Source organism: Campylobacter sp. RM10537, from assembly GCF_022369435.1.
In the GTDB taxonomy this organism is placed as follows: domain Bacteria; phylum Campylobacterota; class Campylobacteria; order Campylobacterales; family Campylobacteraceae; genus Campylobacter_D; species Campylobacter_D molothri.
In genome coordinates this window covers 709375-730275 of the sequence record NZ_CP059597.1, presented here as the reverse complement: position 1 = coordinate 730275, position 20901 = coordinate 709375, and the positions used below count along the sequence as shown (strand labels likewise).

Annotated in this window: 19 protein-coding genes and 1 tRNA gene; 17 read left to right on the top strand and 3 right to left on the bottom strand. The window is 28.7% G+C overall.

Going from position 1 to position 20901, the window contains the following annotated elements:
* Positions 1-19: 19 nt before the first annotated feature.
* From gyrA to CMOL_RS03580, 16 genes are all read left to right on the top strand, one after another.
* A complete protein-coding gene (gene gyrA / locus CMOL_RS03655; RefSeq protein ID WP_239820723.1) occupies positions 20-2599 on the top strand; it encodes a DNA gyrase subunit A in 2580 nt (859 codons plus the stop codon).
* Between the two features lie 64 nt (positions 2600-2663).
* Positions 2664-3185: an LPP20 family lipoprotein gene (gene flgP, locus CMOL_RS03650; protein ID WP_239820722.1), complete on the top strand. Its 522-nt coding sequence runs from the start codon at positions 2664-2666 to the stop codon at positions 3183-3185.
* Complete coding sequence (locus CMOL_RS03645; RefSeq protein WP_239820721.1) at positions 3161-3610, top strand: hypothetical protein; 450 nt, start codon at positions 3161-3163, stop codon at positions 3608-3610. The genes flgP and CMOL_RS03645 overlap by 25 nt, the downstream gene beginning before the upstream one ends.
* 47 nt (positions 3611-3657) lie before the next feature.
* Complete coding sequence (locus tag CMOL_RS03640; RefSeq protein ID WP_239820720.1) at positions 3658-4953, top strand: sigma-54-dependent transcriptional regulator; 1296 nt, start codon at positions 3658-3660, stop codon at positions 4951-4953.
* A 1-nt stretch (position 4954) separates the two neighbouring features.
* A complete protein-coding gene (locus CMOL_RS03635) occupies positions 4955-5983 on the top strand; it encodes an aspartate-semialdehyde dehydrogenase (protein WP_239820719.1) in 1029 nt (342 codons plus the stop codon).
* An 11-nt stretch (positions 5984-5994) separates the two neighbouring features.
* On the top strand, positions 5995-6501 hold the full coding sequence (locus CMOL_RS03630; RefSeq protein WP_239820718.1) for a YqhA family protein: 507 nt from the start codon (positions 5995-5997) through the stop codon (positions 6499-6501).
* A 54-nt stretch (positions 6502-6555) separates the two neighbouring features.
* Positions 6556-6747: an OprD family porin gene (locus CMOL_RS03625; protein WP_239820717.1), complete on the top strand. Its 192-nt coding sequence runs from the start codon at positions 6556-6558 to the stop codon at positions 6745-6747.
* Between the two features lie 9 nt (positions 6748-6756).
* Positions 6757-7188 carry a c-type cytochrome gene (locus CMOL_RS03620; RefSeq protein WP_239820716.1) on the top strand — a complete coding sequence of 144 codons (432 nt, stop codon included), beginning with the start codon at positions 6757-6759 and terminating at the stop codon, positions 7186-7188.
* A gap of 17 nt (positions 7189-7205) precedes the next feature.
* On the top strand, positions 7206-8324 hold the full coding sequence (locus CMOL_RS03615) for an ABC transporter substrate-binding protein (RefSeq protein ID WP_239820715.1): 1119 nt from the start codon (positions 7206-7208) through the stop codon (positions 8322-8324).
* An 8-nt stretch (positions 8325-8332) separates the two neighbouring features.
* Positions 8333-9442 (top strand): ABC transporter substrate-binding protein, encoded by a 1110-nt coding sequence (locus CMOL_RS03610; RefSeq protein ID WP_239820714.1) that lies wholly within the window; start codon positions 8333-8335, stop codon positions 9440-9442.
* Positions 9443-9449: 7 nt separating this feature from the next.
* Positions 9450-10388, top strand: a complete 939-nt coding sequence (locus CMOL_RS03605) for a branched-chain amino acid ABC transporter permease (protein ID WP_239820713.1) — start codon at positions 9450-9452, stop codon at positions 10386-10388.
* The gene (locus tag CMOL_RS03600; RefSeq protein ID WP_200283220.1) at positions 10389-11432 is read left to right on the top strand and encodes a branched-chain amino acid ABC transporter permease; all 1044 of its coding nucleotides are present in this window, start codon (positions 10389-10391) and stop codon (positions 11430-11432) included.
* Positions 11429-12199 carry an ABC transporter ATP-binding protein gene (locus tag CMOL_RS03595; RefSeq protein ID WP_200283223.1) on the top strand — a complete coding sequence of 257 codons (771 nt, stop codon included), beginning with the start codon at positions 11429-11431 and terminating at the stop codon, positions 12197-12199. Before CMOL_RS03600 ends, CMOL_RS03595 begins: the two co-directional genes overlap by 4 nt.
* Entirely contained in the window at positions 12186-12881 is a 696-nt protein-coding gene (locus CMOL_RS03590) for an ABC transporter ATP-binding protein (protein ID WP_137623355.1), read from the top strand. The genes CMOL_RS03595 and CMOL_RS03590 overlap by 14 nt, the downstream gene beginning before the upstream one ends.
* Before the next feature lie 16 nt (positions 12882-12897).
* Positions 12898-16137: a cytochrome c biogenesis protein gene (locus CMOL_RS03585; RefSeq protein ID WP_239820712.1), complete on the top strand. Its 3240-nt coding sequence runs from the start codon at positions 12898-12900 to the stop codon at positions 16135-16137.
* The gene (locus CMOL_RS03580; RefSeq protein WP_239820711.1) at positions 16137-16604 is read left to right on the top strand and encodes a hypothetical protein; all 468 of its coding nucleotides are present in this window, start codon (positions 16137-16139) and stop codon (positions 16602-16604) included. Before CMOL_RS03585 ends, CMOL_RS03580 begins: the two co-directional genes overlap by 1 nt.
* Before the next feature lie 855 nt (positions 16605-17459).
* Here the strand turns inward: CMOL_RS03580 and CMOL_RS03575 are convergent.
* The 3 genes from CMOL_RS03575 to tgt form a co-directional block, all read right to left on the bottom strand.
* Positions 17460-17536: transfer RNA gene (locus CMOL_RS03575), tRNA-Arg, on the bottom strand.
* Positions 17537-17579: 43 nt separating this feature from the next.
* Positions 17580-18356: a CorA family divalent cation transporter gene (locus tag CMOL_RS03570; protein WP_200283458.1), complete on the bottom strand. Its 777-nt coding sequence runs from the start codon at positions 18354-18356 to the stop codon at positions 17580-17582.
* Positions 18346-19476 carry a tRNA guanosine(34) transglycosylase Tgt gene (tgt, locus tag CMOL_RS03565; RefSeq protein ID WP_239820710.1) on the bottom strand — a complete coding sequence of 377 codons (1131 nt, stop codon included), beginning with the start codon at positions 19474-19476 and terminating at the stop codon, positions 18346-18348. Before tgt ends, CMOL_RS03570 begins: the two co-directional genes overlap by 11 nt.
* Before the next feature lie 33 nt (positions 19477-19509).
* On the opposite strand from tgt, the gene CMOL_RS03560 reads away from it, so the two are divergent.
* Positions 19510-20898: a COG3400 family protein gene (locus CMOL_RS03560; protein WP_239820709.1), complete on the top strand. Its 1389-nt coding sequence runs from the start codon at positions 19510-19512 to the stop codon at positions 20896-20898.
* The last annotated feature ends 3 nt before the right edge of the window (positions 20899-20901 follow it).

The following is a 20901-nucleotide window of genomic DNA, read 5'->3' as shown; positions in this document are numbered from 1 at the left end:
ATTGTGGAAGAGGATTTTTATGGAAAATATTTTTAACAAAGATTCTGATATTGAGATTGTCGATATAGAAAATTCCATTAAAAGTAGTTATTTAGATTATTCTATGAGCGTTATTATAGGTCGTGCCCTTCCTGATGCAAGAGACGGTTTAAAACCTGTACATAGAAGAATTCTTTATGCTATGAATGATCTTGGTGTTGGGAGTCGTAGTGCCTATAAGAAATCTGCGCGTATTGTTGGGGATGTGATCGGTAAATATCATCCACATGGCGATACTGCTGTTTATGATGCCTTAGTAAGAATGGCTCAAGATTTTTCTATGCGATATCCAACTATAGATGGACAAGGAAACTTTGGGTCTATAGATGGAGATGGCGCTGCTGCAATGCGTTATACAGAAGCTAGAATGACAATTTTAGCTGAGGAGCTTTTGCGTGATATTGATAAAGATACAGTAGATTTTATTCCAAATTATGATGATTCTATGAATGAACCCGATGTTTTACCTGCTAGAGTTCCAAATTTATTACTTAATGGATCTAGTGGTATTGCAGTGGGTATGGCAACCAATATTCCTCCGCATAGTTTAAATGAATTAGTTGATGGTCTTTTATATTTGCTTGATAATAAAAATGCCACCTTGGAAGAATTAATGCAATTTATCAAAGGTCCTGATTTTCCAACCGGTGGTATTATATATGGTAAAAAAGGTATTATTGAAGCTTATAGAACAGGACGTGGCCGCGTAAAGATTAGAGCAAAAACTCATATAGAGAAGAAGTCAAATAAAGATATTATTGTTATAGATGAACTTCCTTACCAAACTAATAAAGCAAGATTGATAGAACAAATTGCTGATCTTGTAAAAGAAAAACAAATTGAAGGAATTTCTGAAGTTAGAGATGAGAGCGATAGAGAAGGAATTCGTGTTGTTATAGAACTTAAACGCGAAGCAATGAGTGAAATTGTTTTAAATAATCTTTTTAAATCCACAACAATGGAAAGCACTTTTGGTGTGATTATGCTTGCTATCCATAATAAAGAACCTAAGATTTTTTCTTTAAGCGAGCTTTTAAATCTTTTTTTAACTCACAGAAAAACAGTTATTATTAGAAGAACTATTTTTGAACTTCAAAAAGCAAGGGCAAGAGCCCATATCTTAGAAGGTCTTACTATTGCGCTTGATAATATTGATGATGTAATAGCTTTGATTAAAAATAGTCCAGACAATACTAGTGCAAGAGATTCTTTAATGGCTAAATTTGGCTTAAGTGAAATTCAAGCTAATGCTATTTTAGATATGAAACTAGGACGTTTAACAGGACTTGAAAGAGAAAAAATTGAAAATGAACTTGCAGAACTCATGAAAGAAATTGCAAGATTAGATGAAATTTTAAAAAGTGAAAAATTACTCGAAGATTTAATTCGTGATGAATTGAAAGAAATTAAAGCTAAATTTGATGTACCACGCATTACTCAAATAGAAGATGATTATGATGATATAGATGTAGAGGATTTAATTCCAAATGAGAATATGGTGGTTACTATAACTCATCGTGGTTATATTAAACGTGTTCCAAGCAAGCAGTATGAAAAACAAAAACGTGGCGGAAAGGGTAAGCTTGCTGTTACAACTTATGATGATGATTTTATAGAAAGTTTCTTTACAGCGAATACTCATGATACTTTAATGTTTGTAACCGATCGAGGTCAGCTTTATTGGCTTAAAGTTTATAAAATTCCAGAAGGATCAAGAACCGCTAAAGGAAAAGCCGTTGTTAATTTGATTAATTTGCAAGCTGACGAAAAAATTATGGCAATTATTCCGACCACTGATTTTGATCAAAGTAAATCTTTGTGTTTCTTTACGAAAAATGGTATTGTTAAGCGTACTAATTTAAGTGAATATCAAAATATACGTAGCGTTGGTGTAAAAGCAATTAATTTAGATGAAAATGATGAGTTAGTTACTGCAATTATTGTTCAAAGAGATGATGAAGAATTTCCTTTAGAATCAGCTGATTGTTTGGATAATTTTGATACAGAAAGCGAAATAGAAAATGAGGAATCATTAGAAGAAGAAACAAAAGGAAAGATGCTTTTTGCAGTTACAAAAAAAGGAATGTGTATCAAATTTCCTCTTGCAAAAGTACGTGAAATTGGTCGCGTAAGTCGTGGAGTAACAGCTATTAAATTTAAAGAAAAAAATGATGAATTAGTAGGTGCTGTTGTTATAGAAAATGATGAACAAGAAATTTTAAGTATTAGTGCTAAAGGTATAGGAAAACGTACAAATGCTGGAGAATATAGACTTCAAAGCAGGGGAGGTAAGGGTGTTATTTGTATGAAACTCACTGATAAGACTAAAGAACTCATTAGTGTGGTGATTGTAGATGAATGTATGGATTTGATGGCACTTACAAGTAGTGGAAAAATGATCCGTGTTGATATGCAAAGCATTCGAAAAGCCGGACGCAATACAAGTGGAGTTATTGTTGTTAACGTAGAAAATGATGAAGTTGTTAGCATTGCTAAATGTCCTAAGGAAGAAATAGATGAGGAAAATAGCGATGACAGTCCAGATTTAAATTTAGAATAATTTTTAAAAAGTTGGAACGCTTTTTGCTTTTAAATTAATGACAAAAAATTTTGAAGGTGTAAATATGAAAAAGAATTTTATGATGCTAGTTGTAGCAGGAATTTTTGTTGGCTGTGTACCAAGCACTAATAGAGTAGCTGGTAAGAATGCAAGTAATACTTCTGTAAATTCTCAGACTCCAGAAATTATTGTACAAAAAGTTGATAAAGATGATGTGCGTGATATCATCAAGCAAGAAAAAATGTTAGCTCCTGATACAACTGATAGTGAGCTTAGCTTTACTGCTGTTGGGGAAGGTATTGCTCCAATGAATACTGTTTCTACGGCTCAAGCACTTGCATTAGCAAAAAGAGCTGCTATTACAGATGCTTATCGACAACTTGCAAGTAAGCTTTATGGTGTGAAAGTAAATGGTAAAGATACTGTTAAAGATGCTATGCTTAGAAGTTCAACTATTACTGCTCAAGTAAATGGATTGATTAAAAATGCAAGTATTATTGATGAAAATTTCAATCAAGGTCTTTATAGAGTAAATGTAGAACTTAAAATCGATGCAGACAAGTGGAAAGAATTATTTGCTTATTGATTTTTTTAAGCTTGAAGATTTTTGCTCAAGATGAATTTATATTTTGGGCAGAACTTTCAAGTAAAAATTTAATTCTTTTTCATCAAAGTCAAAACATATCTTTGGCTATGACTCAAAGTAAAAACACTATCAGCGAATTTGCTTGCGAAATACCCTATAGTAATAATGATTTAAAACAATTTCCCAAAACCGAGTTAGGTATAATCGATAATTATATGACAAAAAATATCAAACTTAATTTTTTAAATTCTCATAAAGAGAAATTAATTGATTGTTTTACTGGTGCAAATGTTTCTATCAAAGATATTACTAAAACAGATCTTATGAGAGCTCAAAATGAAATTTATATTAGAATTTTACCATTACGTTTTAGCGTAGATTTTGGTTTAAAAAGTGCTACGATATATTATCTTAAAAAAAAGTGACTTTAAGCCTTATTTTGTTATTATTGTAAAAATTCTAAAGGTTAGTAATGAATTTAGTGATTGTAGAAGATGATATTAATATGAGAAAATCTCTAGAAATAGCTTTAAGCGAATATGAGGAATTTAAAATCAAATCTTATAAATCAGCTACTGAAGCACTTAAAAAAATTGATTCTAATACGGACTTGATTATTACAGATATAAATATGCCTGGAATGGATGGTCTTGAATTTGTTAAAGCTTGTGAAAATAAATATGATTTTATTATTATGACAGGGAATGCAACCTTAAATCGTGCTATTGAGGCTATGCGTCTTGGGGTTAAAGACTTTTTAACCAAGCCTTTTGATATAGAAACTTTAGTTGAGGCTATTAAGCGTGCAAAGATCATACGTCAAAAAACTTCTGATAAAAAATCTAAAAGTCAAAATACTCATAAGAATACAGGTTTTTTTTCTACATCTGAAAAGCTAGAACAAACTTTAAATTTAAGTAAAAAAGCAGCAAAAACAGATGCTTCGGTTATGTTTTTTGGAGAAAGTGGAGTAGGCAAAGAAGTTTTTTCTCGTTTTATTCATGAAAATTCGCAACGTTTTGATAAACCTTTTGTAGCTATCAATATGGCAGCAATCCCTGCTAATTTAATAGAAAGTGAATTGTTCGGATTTGAAAAAGGAGCCTTTACAGATGCTAATGCTACTAAAATAGGACTTTTTGAAATGGCTAATGGGGGAACTTTATTTTTAGATGAAATTGGAGAAATGCCTTATGAAATACAAGCAAAACTTTTAAGAGCCCTACAAGAAAAAGAGATTGTTAGACTTGGAAGTACTAAAAATGTTAAAATCGATGTAAGAATTATAAGTGCAACCAATGCTAATTTAGATGAAAAAATAAAAAATGGGGATTTTAGATCAGATCTTTATTATCGTTTAAATACCATTCCTATAAATATACCACCTTTAAGAGAGCGCAAAGAAGAGATTTTAGAAATCGCTAATAAAGTTCTTGAGCAAACTTGTCAAGAGTATAATTTTGAAAATAAATGTTTAAGCAAGGAAGCTGAAAAAACTTTATTAGAATATAATTATCCAGGCAATATAAGAGAACTTATTTCTATAGTGCAACGTGCTTGTATTTTAAGTGAAGGGGATAAAATTTTATCTCAAGATTTATTTTTAGAAGCTAGAACTTTTAAAAAAGATGTAAAACAAATGGAAAAAGAATTATTGGAACAAATTTTACAAGAAGAATGTTTTGATAAACAAAAAGCAGCGGATAAACTTGGAATGAGTGCTGAAGTTTTAGAGAAAAAAATTGAACAATATAAAATAAAGGAATAAAATGGCAAAAAAACAAAAAATAGCCATAGTTGGTGCAACTGGTGCTGTTGGAGAAGAGCTTTTAAATGTTTTAGAAGAACTTGAATTTCCAGTTGAGAGCATCTTACCTTTAGCGAGTGCTAAAAGTGTAGGTGATGAGATAGAATTTAAAGGAAAAATTTATAGAGTAAAAGAATTAAAAGAAGATACTTTTAAAGAAAATCCAGTAGATATTGCTTTTTTTAGTGCAGGAGGAAATATAAGTAAGCAATATGCACAATTTGCTGTTGAGTGCGGAGCTGTAGTTATTGATAACACAAGTCATTTTAGAATGGATAAAGATGTTCCTTTAGTCGTTCCAGAATGTAATTTTGAGGATATTAAAGATTGGAAAAAAACAGGGATTATTGCAAATCCAAATTGCTCAACGATACAAATGGTACATGTTTTAAAACCTCTAGATAATGTCTTTGATCTCAAACGAGTAGATGTTAGCACTTATCAAGCTTCTAGTGGGGCAGGTAAGGAAGGAATGCAAGAATTAGTTGAAGGAATGCAAAGTTTTTTTGCTTTTAAATTAGATGAGTTTAAAGCCCAAACTTTTCCATATACTTTGGCTTTAAATTTAATTCCGCAAATTGATGAATTTACAGATAGTGGTTATACTAAAGAAGAATTAAAAATGATTAATGAAACTCAAAAAATTTTACATAAAAAACTTCAAATTTCAGCAACCTGTGTAAGAGTTCCAGTTCTTAGAAGCCATAGTGAATCCATTACTATGCATTTTAATCAAGAAGTTGATATTGCTAAAGTATATCAAATTTTAAAAAAGGCTCCAAATATTGTTGTTTTAGATGATCCAAAAAATAAAAAATATCCTATGCCATTAACTACAAGTGATACTAATGAAACTTATGTTGGAAGAATTCGCCTTGATCAATATGATAAAAAAATATTACATTTATGGTGTGTTGCTGATCAAATTCGTGTGGGAGCGGCTACCAATGCTGTTAGAATTGCTCAAAAATGGCTAGAGTTGAAAAAGTAGTAGGAATAATAATGCTAGAAAAAATTTTTGAATTTTTGTTGATTAAGAGTCGTATTGTTACCATTTTACCTGTGATATTTGGTTTAATAGGTGCTTTTGTACTTTTTATTATTGCAAGTTATGATGTTTTTAAGGTGATTTTGTATACTTATAATTATTTTTTTGGTTTAAATGCAAATATTGACTTGCACGAAGATGTTGTTGCTTTGATTATAGGAGCTGTAGATCTTTATTTGATGGCTTTAGTTTTATTTATTTTTTCTTTCGGTGTTTATGAGCTTTTTATTAGCGAAATTGAAGAATTTAAGCAAATGAAACAAAGTAAAGTTTTGGAAGTACATAGTTTAGATCAACTTAAAGATAAATTAGCAAAAGTTATTATTATGGTTTTAATTGTAAACTTTTTTCAAAGAGTTTTGCAAATGAAATTTTCAACACCTATGGATATGACTTTTTTAGCAGGTTCTATTTTAGCACTTTGTTTAGGTCTTTATTTTTTACATAAAGGAAATCATTAAGATTGATTATCTTTTTTTGATATAATCAACTCTTAATTTTAATAGAAAGTATATATGAAAGTAATATTATTTTTTATTTTAATGATGGTTTATTTAAATATTTGTAATGCATCAGCTTTGGATGAAATTTTGAAAGATGTTGAAGTGTCTGGAGTTATACGTTATACTTATGGAACTTCAAAGGGTAAAAATATCCATGGTTATAATTTTAATAAAAATGATATTAATATGAGTAAAATAAATTAAGGAAATATAATGATTTTTCGTTTATTTTTTGCAAGTTCTATTTTTATGGTAGCACTTTTTGGCGTTAGCTTAAAATCTATTTTTGGCTATACTTTTGATGCTAATAAAAAATATAATTTAATTGAAGCCAAAAAGATTTATTTTAATAATAAATGCAATATCTGTCATGGTGATAATGGCGAAAAAAGTAGTCCTCGCTTTAAAGCATTAAAAGATATGTCTGCAGAAGAAATTAAAACAGCTTTAATGGGTTATACTTTAGATAATGCTTCTACTATGACTTCTCAAATGGCCTTATATGCTAAAAATTTAAGTCATGATGATATGGATAATATTATCGCTTATATTAAAGGAGGTGATTTTGCTCTTGATTTACAAGTTAAAGATTTGATAGAAAAGGAACCTCCTAAAAAAACTGAGCATAATATTTTTTTAAAATAATTTAAAAGGATTAATAAATGAAAAAAGTAGTTTTTTTGTTAAATATACTTATTTTTATAAATTGTAGTTTATATGCAAAAACAATTAATATAGGCGTTGTTTTACCATTAACAGGATCAGTGGCTGCTTATGGACAAGATGTTTTTAGTGGGATTGAACTTGCTAATAAATTAAATCCAAAGCTTGATAATGGCGATATAGTTAAATTAATTATAATTGACACTAAAGGTGATAAATTTGAAACAACGAGTGGTATTAATCGTTTAATTACTCAAGATAAAGTTTTAGGTATTATTGGAGAAACTACTACACCAAATACAATTCAAGCAATTTCTATTATTGAAGATAAAAAAATTCCTCTTATAGCTCCAGTAGCCTCAGGGGATAAACTTTTAGATGGTAAGAAGTATGCTTCTCGCGTTTGCTTTAGCGATAGTTTCCAAGGTGATAAATTTGCAACTTATATTACTAAAGATCTAAATTTAAAAAATGCTGTTATTATAATCGATCAAAGTAATGTTTATTCTTTGGGTTTAGCAAAGGCTTTTGAAAAATCTTTAAAAGCCAATGGCGGAAAAGTTTTAAAAAAATTAATAATCAGCTCGGGAGATAAAGATTTTAGGGCTATAGTATCGCAATTAAAGAGTTTAAATCCTGATTTTGTTTATATGCCAATTTATCATCCAGAGGCAGCTTTAATAGCTAGACAAGCTAAGCAACTAGGATTTGATAAACTATTAACCGCAGGAGATGGGGTTAATAATAAAACTTTTATAGAATTAGGATCTAGTGCTGTTAATGGTGTGATTTTTACTGATAGTTTTGATTCTAGTAATCCTTCGACAAATCGTGGCAAAAAATTTATTGCAGAATATGAAAAAGAAAAAGGGGATAAAAATCTTCCTGCTTTCTCAGCAATGGGTGCTGATGCTTATTATGTAATGCTTCATGCTATGAATGCTTGCAAAGATCAACTAACAAGTGAGTGTATTAATGATAAAATTCATCAAACTAAAAATTATGAAGGTGTTGGAGGTTTTATAAGTATTGATGCTAATGGAAATGCTGTTCGTCCTGTTATTATAAAAGAAATTCAAAATGGCAAACAGGTTTATAAAACTTTGATAAAACCTTAGGAGAGCCTATGAGTAAAAAAATAATTTTAATTGCATTTTTAATTTTAAATTTAGAAGCAAAGGATATTAATTTAGGGGTAGTTTTGCCTTTAAGTGGATCTACGGCAGCTTATGGACAAAGTGCCTTAGATGGTATTGAGATCGCAAATAAGATGCAAGGAACTTTGCAAAATGGCGATAAGATTAAATTGGTGGTTTTAGATACTAAAGGTGATAAAATAGAATCTTCAAGTGCTGCAACTCGTCTTGTTACTCAAGATAAGGTATTAGGTATCATTGGTGAGATGATTACTGCTAATACTTTGCAAGTGATGAGGGTGGCTGAAGAGAATAAAATTCCATTGATCGCGCCTGCAGCAACTGGAGATAAACTTTTGGAAAATAAACAATATTCTAGTAGAGTGTGTTTTATGGATAGTTTTCAAGGTTCTTCTTTGGCAAAATATGTTAGTGAAAAATTTGGTTTTAAAAAAGCAGTTGTAGTAGTAGATCAAAGTACTGATTATTCTTTAGGTTTAGCAAAAGCTTTTGAAAAAGAATTTAAAGCAAAAGGTGGAAAAATCTTAAAAGTGTTAAGAATAAATTCAGGAGATAAAGATTTTAGAGCTATAATAACTCAGATTAAAATTTTAAATCCGGATTTTATTTACTTACCGCTTTATTATAGCGAAGCGGCTTTATTTGCAAGACAGTCAAAAATTATAGGCTTAAACACTCCTATGGGTTCTGCTGATGGTGTTGCAGATGCAACTTTTATAAAATTAGCAAAAGAAGCGTCTAATAATTATATTTTTACCGACAGTTTTGATTCTTATAATCCTGTGACAAAATTAGGTAAAGATTTTATTTTAGCCTATGAAAAAGAGAAAAAAGATAAAGATGTTCCTGCTTTCTCAGCAATGGGTGCTGATGCATATTTTGTAATGCTTCATGCTATGAATGCTTGCAAAGATCAACTAACAAGTGAGTGTATTAATGATAAAATTCATCAAACTAAAAATTATGAAGGCGTTTCTGGAATTATCAGTATTGATAAAAATGGTAATGCTATTCGTTCTATAATTGTAAAAGAAATTAAAGATCAAAAACCAATATATAAAGATATAATAAATCCTTAGGACTAAAATGGACTCTATTTTATTTTTTCAGCAAATTATCAATGGTTTAAGTTTAGGGAGTATGTATGCTCTTATTGCCGTAGGTTATACTATGGTTTATGGTGTTTTAAGGCTTATAAATTTTGCTCATGGTGATATAATGATGGTTGGAGCTTATATAGCACTTTTACTCATTAATTGTCTTTCTCCATTTATCAATACTACTTTATTGGATAATCATTATACTTTGGCAATTTTCATAGTTGCTCTAATAGCTTCTATGATTTTTTCTTCTTTTATAGGAATGATTATCGATAAAATTGCTTATAAACCTTTAAGAAAGGCTCCTAGAATTTCACTTTTAATTACAGCTATTGGAATTAGTTTCTTTTTGCAAAATTTATTTAATATGATTTTTACTTCGACAGAACAACAATTTCCAGTCCCTCCAGTTTTTGAAAAAATGATTACCTTAGGTAAAATCAGTATGACTTTAGGTTCTTTACTGGTTCCTTTAGTGACTTTGATTGTAATGCTTATTGTTCTTATTTTGTTATACAAAAGCAAATACGGTATTGCTATTCGGGCTTTAGCTTTTGATATACAAACAGTAAATTTAATGGGTATAAATGCAAATCGTATTATAGCTATTGTTTTTGCTTTAGGATCAGCTTTAGCAGCTTTAGCAGGAATTTTTTGGTCAAGCAATTATTATTCTGTTTATCCTACTATGGGAACACTAGTTGGACTTAAAGCTTTTGCAGCAGCTGTTTTAGGTGGAATTGGTTCTGTTGTTGGAGCTGTTTTAGGGGGATTGATTATAGGTCTTACTGAGGTGATGGTTGTTGCCTTTTTTCCTGATCTTTCAGGTTTTAAAGATGCTTTCGCTTTTATCTTTTTAGTATTTATTTTGCTTTTTAGACCAACAGGAATTTTAGGAATAAATTTTGAAAAAAGTAGGTTTTAAATGATAAAGATGAAATTTTCTGCTTTAATTTATATTATTTTAGCTATTGTTTTTATTGCAGTAGCACCACATTTTTTTGATAGTTATGGAATGGGGATTTTAAATCAAATTGCTATTTATATTACTTTAGCTGTGAGTTATAATCTTATTAATGGTGTAACTGGACAATTTTCGTTAGAACCTAATGGCTTTATTGCTATTGGTGCTTATGCGGCTGCTTTGGTGCTTTTAAGCGTTGATCAAAAAAATGATTTGTTTAATCTAGAAGATCCTAGTCCTATTATCTTAGCTTTACATACGAATTCTTTTATTTTAGCTCTTATAATTGCTGGAATAAGTGCTTGTGTTTTATCTTTAATTCTTTCTTTTGCAGTTTTTCGCGTAAGAGGTGATTATTTAGCAATTGTAACTTTAGGTTTTGGAATTATTATACAAAAATTAGCCATTAATTTTCCAAGTTTAACCAATGGCTCCATGGGGTTAAATGGTGTTCCTTTATTTTCTAATTTATACTGGACTGGTGGTATTGCAATTGTCGCAGTTGTTTTGATTTTAAATTTGGTATATTCTAAATTTGGTAGAGCTATGAAAGCTATACGTGATGATGAAGATGCTGCAAGTGCTATGGGTATTAATACTTTTTGGATTAAAACTCTTGCTTTCTCAACCTCTGCTTTTTTGGAAGGAGTAGGTGGAGGACTTTTGGTATGTCTTCTTGGATCAGTTTCTCCTGAACAATTTGGTTTTGAATTTACTTTTGTGCTTTTAATTATCATTGTATTAGGCGGACTTGGTTCAACTACTGGAGCTATTATTGGTTCTATACTGGTTATAGGCGGTATGGAATGGTTAAGATTTTTAGATGAATTGCAAATTAAAATTGATATTTTAAATATTAATATCGAATCTATGCCAGGTCTTCGTATGGTTGCATTTTCTTTGGTGTTAATCTTAGTTATGCTTTTTGCAAGAAGAGGAATTTTTGGTGATAAAGAATTGAATTTCTTTTTAAATAAAAACTCTAAAAAGAAAGGGTTTAAATGATACTAGAATTAAAAAATATCACTAAATCTTTTGGAGAGGTACAAGCAATTAATGAAACTTCTTTTTGCATTAACAAAGGAGAAATTTTTGGTTTAATTGGTCCTAATGGAGCCGGAAAGACAACTTTATTTAATATCATCACAGGAAATTATAAACCAACTAGTGGAGAAGTGTTTTTTCAAGAACAAAAAATCAATCATCTTAAACCTTATGAAATTGTACATTTAGGCATAGCAAGAACATTTCAAAATATAAGACTTTTTTCAAGTATGAATGTTCTTGAAAATGTTATGATTGGTTTTAATAAACAAATGAAATATAGTATTTTAGAGGCATTTTTTCATTTAGGTCGTTTTTGCAAGGTTGAAAAAGAATTTAATCTTAAAGCTTTTAATATTTTAGAAGAATTAGGAATAGTAGAACTAGCAAATGAAAAAGCTACGAGTTTAAGTTATGGACAGCAAAGAAAGGTTGAAATTGCTCGTGCAATGGCAACAAATCCAAAACTTTTATTATTGGATGAGCCAGCTGCTGGTATGAATTCAAGCGAAAGTGATGAATTAGCTGAACTTATTTTAAAATTAAGAGAAAAATATAAAATTAGTATTTTATTAATAGAACATGATATGAAATTTGTTAATCAGCTTTGCGATAAAGTTTTAGTCCTTGATTATGGGAAGACAATTTTTGAAGGAAAATTAAGCGATGCGGTTGAACATAAAGAGGTAATCGCTGCTTATTTAGGGGATTTTGATGCTAGTAGTTAAAGATTTGCATGTATATTATGGTTTAATTGAAGCTGTTAAAGGCATAGATTTTAAGGTTGATACAGGTAATATAGTTTCACTTATAGGTTCGAATGGAGCAGGTAAGACTTCTACTTTAAATGCTCTTTTAAATTCTGTTAAACGCACCGGAGAAGTTAATTTTTTAGGTTATGATACTAAAAGGCATTTAACCCATACCTTAGTTCAAAAAGGTATAGCTTTAGTCCCAGAAGGAAGACGTGTTTTTATCAATCTTAGTGTTGAGGAAAATTTAAAAATCGGAGCCTATAATAATAGTGAAAACTATGAACATTTAAGAGAGCAAATGTATAAATTATTTCCACGACTCGCAAGTAAAAAAAATTGCATGGCTGGAAGTTTAAGCGGTGGAGAAGCTCAAATGTTGGCTATTTCAAGGGCTTTAATGAGTGAGCCAAAGCTTTTAATGCTCGATGAACCTTCTTTAGGTCTGGCACCTAAAATTGTTGGTGAGGTTTTTGATATTATAGTTCGTTTAAAAAATGAAGGTATAACTATACTTTTAGTTGAACAAAATGCTTATTCTGCTTTAAAAATAAGTGATTATGCATATGTTTTAGAAAATGGCAAAATTGCTATGCAAGACAAAGCTAAAAATTTAATTGGAAATGATGATATCAGAAAAAAATATTTAGGATTGTAAAAAAGGACATTAAAACATGAAAAGAATAATTAAAAGTGTAGGGGATTTAAGAATTTCGATAATTTTATTTTTAATTTTTGCTCTATTTTGTGCTTTGGCTACTTTTATAGAAAGTTCTTATGGAACTCCTACTGCTTGGGCTATGATTTATGACGCTTTTTGGTTTGAATATATTCAATTGTTGCTAGGTGTTAATTTGTTGTGCGGTATGTTTCGCTATAAAATGTTTAATTTAAAAAAGTTACCTTTAATGATTTTTCACTTATCTTTCCTTTTTATTCTTGTAGGGGCTGGAATTACTAGATATTTCGGATTTGAAGGAACTTTATCCATTAGAGAACATACGCAAAATTCATTAATAGAGAGTTTGAAAACTTCAGTTCGTATTTCCGCTATTAAAGACGCAGAGCAATATAGTGTTGTAAATGATCGCTATATCGGGAATTTGCCTTTTGCTAATCATTTTAAACTTGCTTTAAATATGGGTAATGATAAGGCGATTTTAAAATATAAAGATTTGATTTTAGATGCTGATTATGTTTATAAAGAAAACAATACTTCAGATCCTTTACTTGCCATAACATTTTCTCAAAAAAATATGCAAGGTGTAACAATGGAATTTAAAAAAGGAGAAATTAAAAATATCGATGGGATAAATTTTTCTTTTATGAATGACAATGTTACAAAACCTTATGTAAAAATTGATCAAAATTTAAATTTAAGCTCAAGTAAAGATTTAAATGCGTTTAACATGAAAGAAGGTAAAAATTTTATCTTAAAAGCTACAGAGGCTCAAAATGCTAAAGATCTTAGACTTTATAATATCGGTGATTTAAATTTTGTTATAAAATTTGCTTCTTTACATGGAGATCGTGAAATTCAAGGTGTCAATAGACCCCAAGATGAAAGTTTTTGGTTATGGTTTAAATATTCTTGGATGGAATTAGCTAGAACAATGTTAGTTTCAACTTTCGGAGAGCCACAAAATTGGAAAACTTCATGGCTTTTAAGATTTAAAGATTTTGCAATGAGTAAAGAATATCAAGCCCTAAATTTAAAAGGTGAAAAAGCTTTAAAACTGGAATTGACTTATAAAAATAAAAGTAAAGATTTTTATATTTTTGAATACGATAAACCTGTAATGATCGAATTAGAAGGGCAGAAATTTTTTATTTCTTGGGGACTTTCTTATAATAAATTACCTTTTGAAATTTATTTAAATAAATTTGTCTTAGATCGCTATCCAGGATCTATGTCAGCTGCTTCTTATGCAAGTGAAATTACAGTTAAAGATGGAAGTAAAAATTTTGATTATAGAATATTTATGAACAATGTTTTAGATTATAATGGCTATAGATTTTATCAAAATTCTTACGATTCAGATGAAAAAGGAACAATTCTTTCAGTTAATAAAGATCCAGGAAAAACTCCAACTTATATAGGTTATTTTTTATTAATTTTAGGAATGTTTTTAAATTTCTTTAATCCAAATTCAAGATTTAGAACTTTAGTAAGATTGATAAATCAAGATTCTTTGAAAAATATCGGAACTTTTTTATTGGTATTTTTTATTTTTTGTGGAGCAAATAAAGCTTTTGCCAAAGATAATGACTTACCTGTTGTAAGTCCAGAACATTCTAAAGCACTTGCTTCTTTGGTTTTGCAAAAATCTTTAGATGGCAGAATGATGCCTTTTGATACCCTATCAAGAGAAATTTTAGAAAAAATTCATCAAAGTGATACTTATAAGGGTCAAGATGCTAATGCAATTATGCTTTCTATGCTTATAGGTGTGGATAAATGGCAAAATGAACCCTTCATTTTGATGCCTAGCGATAGTACTATTCGTAGAGATGTTGCTAAAATTCTAAAGGTTCCTGATGAAAAATATATTTCTTATAGGGATTTTTTTGACGAAAACAATCATTATAAGCTTCAAAAATATGTAGAAAATGCAAACAGAAAAAATCCAAACACTAGAAATACTTTTGATAAAGAGATTATAAAATTAGATGAGAGAGCCAATATTGTTAATTTGGTTTTTAGTGGTGAGCTTTTTAAATTTATTCCTGTACAAAATGACAAAAATAATCTTTGGTTAGCGCCTTATTCTGCAATCACAACTTTAAAAGGGGAAGAAGGAGAGATTGTTTTGGCTTTAGTGAGAAATTACTTTGGAGCTGTTGATCAAGCTTTTAAAAACAATGATTGGACTAAGGCAGATAAAGCTTTGGAATTGATTAAAGAATATCAAAGCAAAGTTGGATATAGAGTTATGCCAAGTGAAAATAAAATCAAGACTGAAATTTTTTCAAATAAGATTAAAATTTTCTCAAAATTAATTCCTGTTTATCTGATCGCAGGAATTTTACTTTTGGTAATTGTTTTTGCTAAAATGATTACCCCAAATTTAAAAATAACAAAGATATTTAAAATTGTTTATACTTTAAATATTTTAGCCTTTGTTATTCATACCATAGGATTAATCCTTCGCGCATATTTATCTGAACATGCACCTTGGAGCGATGCTTATGAGAGTATGATTTATATTGCATGGGCTTTATCGTTATCTGGGATATTTTTCTCTAAAAAAAGTCCTATAGCTTTATCTCTTACTTCAATTTTATCGGGCATAGTATTAATGGTGGCTTACTTAAATGAGATCAATCCTCAAATTACAAATCTTAGACCTGTTCTTAATTCTTATTGGCTAAGTATACATGTATCTGTTATAACTGCTAGTTATGGATTTTTAGGTTTATGTGCTTTATTGGGCATTTTCGTTTTATTATTAATGTGCTTTCTTAAAAAAGATGGAAAATATAATCCTAATATTCTAAGAAATATTACAGAAGCTACTAGAATCAATGAAATGGCTATGATTTTAGGACTTTGTTTACTTACAGCTGGAAATTTCTTAGGTGCAATTTGGGCAAATGAAAGCTGGGGAAGATATTGGAGTTGGGATTCTAAAGAAACTTGGGCTCTAATAACTATTTTAGTTTATGCTGCAATTTTACATCTTAGAATGATTCCTAAGTATTGTAATCAATTTATCTTTGCCTTATGGAGTATGTTTGCTTACTGGGTTGTTGCTATGACTTATTTTGGTGTGAATCATTTTTTAACCGGTATGCACTCTTATGCAGCTGGAGAAGCAGTTCAAATTCCTAATTATGTTTATTGGATTTTTATTGCTATGCTTGTTTTAGCGTATTTTTCAAGAAGAAAACGTCATTTTGTAGGTAGGCTTTAATGAATTATATTTTTATGGTAATTTTTTGCGTCGCTTTAGCACTCTTTTTATTTTTAAGCTTGATTGCTTATCTTATTACGAGTGGCAGTAGTAAAAAAATATCTAAAAAAGATAAAAATATTCCTACTGCTAAGCCAAAAAAAGCTAAAAAAGTATTTGATACTAATTTAGACAATATGATTGCAGCAGCAGCTGATCCGAATTTAAGCGATTCTGATTTACAGGAGTTAGTTAAAATATATCTTGCTACACATAAATTAGGTTCTAAAACCTCTAAAGAATTAGATGAAGCTACAAAGAAAAAATTAGAATTTGTGGCATCTCTGGCTTCAAATATAAATGCAAGTCCTCAAACTGTAAGTTTTTTAAATAAAGAACTTAAGAAAATTTCTGCCTCTTATAAAAAAGAAATTGATGCTTATGAGCAGATGGGACTAGCAAAGAGAAAAATTAAAGAAGAACAATAGGTGAAAATTTTTAAAATAAAATAGCTTGATTTTATGTAGATATTTTATAATTAATATTTACATAAACAATGCTTATGCTTAAAAGATAAAGTTATAAATTTAAGCCATTTGTTTTTAATTAGTCTTTATAAGGTAAATATTAAAAATTTTTATAATAGCTTGTGAGATATTTTAAATCGATATTTGGTTGCTAAATGATTTATATTATTAGCTTTTTTGTGTAAAAAAATTTACTAAAGATATTACCATTTTTAAGATATCTCACAATAAATTCCAGCTGTTATCTCATCAAAATCTAAAAAAGGCATATTTATTTTAAGCAGTAAAATCTTTAAATTTTTTTGCATTTTTGTATATGTTAAAATTAAAAATTTAAATTATTGTAAAATATTAAAAATTATATATTATGTTTTTTATTGTAACTATTTTAATATAAAGATTTAACTAATCAACAATCGAGAATTAATAATAATGCTTATAAAAAAGTATTAGGGTTATAAAATACTCAGTAATTTTCATACTATCAAAGATGATATGTAAGCAATTAATTTGCATATGATATAAAATCAATAAATTTAATACTTTTCTTTTTAGATAGGATTGTCTGAAAAAATAAAGCTAAGATAAAAGGCATTAAGCCTTTTAAAACTTATAAAATACAAATGATAAATGCAGCCTATAAGCAACTAAAATATAATCTCCTAGCGCTGTTATAATTGAACCTTAATTTTAAATTTATATATTTTATAAAAATACATAAACTAAAATGATTTTATTTTTTATAGTAATTTTAAAAGATGAAAAGCTTAATTTTTAGTATTTTGATAAATTTAAATGAATATTTTTGAAGTTTAATGGTGCGCTCAAGAGGATTCGAACCTCTGGCCTTTTGAACCGCAATCAAATGCTCTATCCAGCTGAGCTATGAGCGCATTTTTAAAGACGCTATTATATAATATTTTTCTTAAAAATAGGTTATTTGTTTGGTTTTTTAGTAATTTTGTCATCAAATTCTAATTCTTTTTTTCTTTTCTTATAATAAACAATAAGCCCAAATGCTAAAATCAAACACATAAGTGTAAAAATATACCAAGTAGCATTTTTATCGCCACTTAAAAATAATCCATTTGTATTCATCCCAAAAAATCCTACGATTAAATTTAGAGGTAAAAATATCGCAGAAAGCACACTTAAAAAATATAAACTTTGATTGATTCTTTCATTTTTAATCGCATTGATAAATAAGTGCAATTCGTTAAGTCTTGTTAGAATTTCTTTGCTATTTTTTAAGGCTATATTAATACCAAAAAGCAAAGGCCTTAAGGCTTTTTTGTGCGGACTTGATTCGGCTAGTAAATTTAAAGCTTCATTAAATAGCGAAAGACTTTTTAAATTTTTATTGATTTTTTGCTTTAAAATAAAACTTTTTTTAAAAAAATTTTTAATCAAATTGCCCTTTAAAAGGATATTTTCTTTATGCTCTATAATATTTTCAAAATGCGTATTTATAGCTTTATATTCATCTAAATTAGCACGGATAATATTCAAAAAATCATTAAGATTAAAAATTTTAAATTCTGTATTTTCTAATTTAAATATATACTCATCCTCAAAACCAAAAACATGAACCTTTTCTTTATCTGTTTTAGTATTTAAAGAAGATAAAATTAAAATTTTTTGTCCTAAAAAATCCATATACAAGGTGTTAGAATTTTTGCTTAAAAATTTAGCCAAATTATCATCATATTGCATTGTTTAGCCTCTTAGAATAAAAATCTTTTCTAAATTTATTAAATTCATTTTTTTGAATAGCTTCTCTCATTTGTTTTACTAAATCAAGATAATAATGCAAATTATGCAAGCTTGCTAAGCGAAAAAAAGTTAATTCCTTAGCTTTAAAAAGATGATTTAAATAAGCACGTGAAAAATTGCGGCAAGTATAGCATTGACAAGTTTTATCTATGGGTTCATGATCATTAATAAATTCTGCTTTTTTGATATTAAATTTGCCAAAACTAGTAAAAAATGTTCCATTTCTAGCATTTCTTGTTGGCATAACGCAATCAAACATATCTACTCCACGCGCAACATTTTCTACCAGATCCTCAGGGGTGCCAACGCCCATTAAATATCTTGGTCTGTTTTCATCTAAAAAAGGATTTAAATTTTCTACAGTTTCATACATAAGAATATTTTCTTCTCCAACACTAAGCCCACCTATAGCTAGTCCGTCAAATTCCATTTCATTTAAAGATAAAGCACAACGTTTTCTTTCTTCATAGTCAGTTCCACCTTGGATAATTCCAAAAATATTTTGGTTTAAACCTATATTTTGTTTTTGCATTTTTTTATGATACTCTATAGCTTCTTTTGCCCATAAAATAGTCCTATCAACAGAAATTTTAATTCTTTCTTTGGTTGCAGGTAGGGCAACTAAATCATCTAAAATCATCATAATATCTGATTTAAAGGTATATTGGATATCTAAAACGCTTTTAGGTGTAAAAAGATGTTTGCTTCCATCGATATGACTTTTAAATTCTATACCTTCATTAAAATGTTTTGAATTTTTACTTAAAGAAAAAGCTTGAAAACCGCCACTATCTGTTAAAAAACTTCTATCAAATTGAGTAAAACCATGCAAACCATTAAAATTTCTAATTACTTCCAAACCAGGACGCAAATACATATGATAAGTATTAGCAAGAATAATTTTTGCATCCAATTCTTTTTTAAGATCGTTAGCATCAAGGCTCTTAACCGCACCTACTGTTCCAACAGGCATAAAAATAGGGGTTTGAAAAGTACTATGTGCTGTAGTTATTTCACAAACTCTAGCCATACCATCTTTATACTTTAATTTAAATTCCATTTGATATAATTCCTTTTTTTGGAGATAAATATAATGAATCGTATTTTAATTATAATTGATGGAATTTTAGCAAAGCATTTCTTAGAAAGGCTTTGTTTTGAAAAAGGTTTGGGGTATTTTTTTACAATTGTTTGCCAAGAAGAACTTAATATTAAAAGTGATTATTTAGAGTTATATCGCTTTGATCCTACTAGTACAGCACGTCTTGAAACGATTATGAGTAAAGAATTTAAACAAGCTTTTATTTATATGCAAGATGAATTTGAGGCAAAAAAAACCTATGAAGCTTTACGTTTATTAGATATTAATTTAGAAATTGAAATTATGGATTTTTGGGGCTTAAGCATTAGCGATTCCCATGCAAATTTAGTTGATGCAAGAATGACTTTAAGCCGCAGATTGATGAATTTTTTTCCAGATATTGCTCTTACTGCTCAGCATATAGGACTTGGAGAGGGAGAAATAATGGAGCTTAAAATTCCTTCAGGATCTATTTTTGCCTATAGGCATATTAGATCTATTCAGCAAAAAAGATGGCGTATAGTATTAATTTATAGAAATTCAAAAATCTATTTTGTAAAGCCTAGTTTTGTTTTAGAGCCTAATGATAGTATTTTAATTGTAGGAGATCCAGTTGTTCTTCAAAGTATTTTTCATAATATTAGGGATAAAGCAGGACAATTTCCTATACCTTTTGGAAGCAATATTTTCACTCTCATTGATATGAAAAATATGAGTGAAAAAGCTCAAGAAAATTTGATTAATACAACTTTATATCTTGAAGAAAAAAGTAATGCAAAGAAAAGTTTTATAAGGGTGATTAATCCTAAAATCGGTCCTATATTTTATAGATTAAAAGAGTTATTTTACGAAAGAGAAGGAATATTTTTTGATTATTTTAATACAGATTTTACTCATTTAAATTCTTTTTTGCAAAATAATGATATAGGGATACTTATTACAGATTATAAACATTTTCAAAAAGAGAAAAAGAGATTTTTTGATTTAAAAATTCCTATACTGAAAATAGGAAAATGCAGTTTTGAAAAATTAAAAGAATCAGTAATTTTAAGTGCTAATGAAAGTGAACTTGAAAATAATGCAAATGTAATTACTGATTTTAGCAAACAGCTTGATTTTAATTTAACGCTTTATTATTATAATCCTAATTCTCAAAATATTAGCAATATGAAAGAATATTTTAGCAGTTTGTCTAAGCTTTATGATAAAAATATTCAAATTATTAATAAAAGAGACAATAATCCTCTTTTAAATTTGCAATACCGCAATGATTTATTGCAATTTGTAAGCTTTGAAAAAGAGCTTTTAGGTGGAAATTTTAGCAAAAGTTTAAGTACAAATTTAAATAGACATTATGCTAAGATGAAGGAAAATTACCAACTTTTTATACCGGTTGAATAAAGC